The organism is Frankia sp. AgB32, assembly GCF_023243045.1.
GTDB lineage: Bacteria > Actinomycetota > Actinomycetes > Frankiales > Frankiaceae > Frankia.
Genome location: NZ_JALKFX010000123.1, coordinates 1 through 1739, shown reverse-complemented (window position 1 = coordinate 1739; position 1739 = coordinate 1). Strand labels below are relative to the sequence as shown.

Sequence of the window (1739 nt, the reverse complement as noted above, 5' to 3'; positions counted from 1 at the left end):
ACCTGGCTGGTAGTAGGTAAGCGATGGGGTGACGCAGGAGGGTAGTCCAACCCAGGCGGTGGTTGTCCTGGGGCAAGGGTGTAGGACGGAACGTAGGTAAATCCGCGTTTCATGTGTCTGAGACCTGATGCCGAGCCGATTGTGGCGAAGTGGATGATCCCATGCTGCCGAGAAAAGCCTCTAGCGAGTGTCAGAGCCGCCCGTACCCTAAACCGACACAGGTGGTCAGGTAGAGAATACCAAGGCGTTCGAGTGAACTGTGGTTAAGGAACTCGGCAAAATGCCCCCGTAACTTCGGGAGAAGGGGGGCCGTTCTCCGTGTAGGGACTTGCTTCCGTAGCGGGGAGTGGCCGCAGAGACCAGGGGAAAGCGACTGTTTACTAAAAACATAGCTCCGTGCTAAGTCGTAAGACGATGTATACGGAGTGACGCCTGCCCGGTGCTGGAACGTTAAGGGGACGGGTTAGCTCTTCGGGGCGAAGCTCAGAACTTAAGCGCCAGTAAACGGCGGTGGTAACTATAACCATCCTAAGGTAGCGAAATTCCTTGTCGGGTAAGTTCCGACCTGCACGAATGGCGTAACGACTTTCCCACTGTCTCAACCACAGACTCGGCGAAATTGCACTACGAGTAAAGATGCTCGTTACGCGCGGCAGGACGGAAAGACCCCGGGACCTTTACTATAGCTTGATATTGGTGTTCGGTTCGGCTTGTGTAGGATAGGTGGGAGACTGTGAAGCTGGGACGCCAGTTCTGGTGGAGTCACTGTTGAAATACCACTCTGGTCGTACTGGATGTCTAACCTCGGTCCGTGATCCGGATCAGGGACAGTGTCTGGTGGGTAGTTTAACTGGGGCGGTTGCCTCCTAAAGAGTAACGGAGGCGCCCAAAGGTTCCCTCAGCCTGGTTGGCAATCAGGTGTTGAGTGCAAGTGCACAAGGGAGCTTGACTGTGAGACCGACAGGTCGAGCAGGTGCGAAAGCAGGGACTAGTGATCCGGCGGTGGCTTGTGGAAGCGCCGTCGCTCAACGGATAAAAGGTACCCCGGGGATAACAGGCTGATCTTGCCCAAGAGTCCATATCGACGGCAAGGTTTGGCACCTCGATGTCGGCTCGTCGCATCCTGGGGCTGGAGTAGGTCCCAAGGGTTGGGCTGTTCGCCCATTAAAGCGGTACGCGAGCTGGGTTTAGAACGTCGTGAGACAGTTCGGTCCCTATCCGCCGCGCGCGCAGGAGATTTGAGAAGGGCTGTCCCTAGTACGAGAGGACCGGGACGGACGAACCTCTGGTGTGCCAGTTGTTCTGCCAAGGGCATGGCTGGTTGGCTACGTTCGGAAGGGATAACCGCTGAAAGCATCTAAGCGGGAAGCCTGCTTCAAGATGAGATCTCCCACAGGGTAGCCTGGTAAGGCCCCCGACTAGATGATCGGGTTGATAGGCCGGAGGTGGAAGTGCGGCAACGCATGGAGCTGACCGGTACTAATAGGCCGAGGGCTTGTCTTCGAAGGTGCTACGCGTCCACTGTGCGGTTCTGACTGTACGGCCGGTTTTCGGTTGGTATGGTTACAGTGTTTCGGTGGTTTTGGCGAAGGGGAAACGCCCGGTCTCATTCCGAACCCGGAAGCTAAGCTCTTCAGCGCCGATGGTACTGCATGGGGGACCGTGTGGGAGAGTAGGACGCCGCCGGACTTATATACGTGTGGGGCTGCCCTGTTTTCAGGGCGGCCCCACACGTATTT

Annotated in this window: 2 rRNA genes (1 of these 2 running past the window's edge); both read left to right on the top strand. The window is 56.8% G+C overall.

Annotation, left to right across the window (positions count from 1 at the left end):
• A 23S ribosomal RNA gene (locus MXD60_RS25725) occupies nt 1-1503 on the top strand (it extends 1704 nt beyond the left edge of the window).
• Nucleotides 1504-1572: 69 nt separating this feature from the next.
• Nucleotides 1573-1689: ribosomal RNA gene (gene rrf, locus MXD60_RS25720) — 5S ribosomal RNA — on the top strand.
• Nucleotides 1690-1739: the final 50 nt, after the last annotated feature.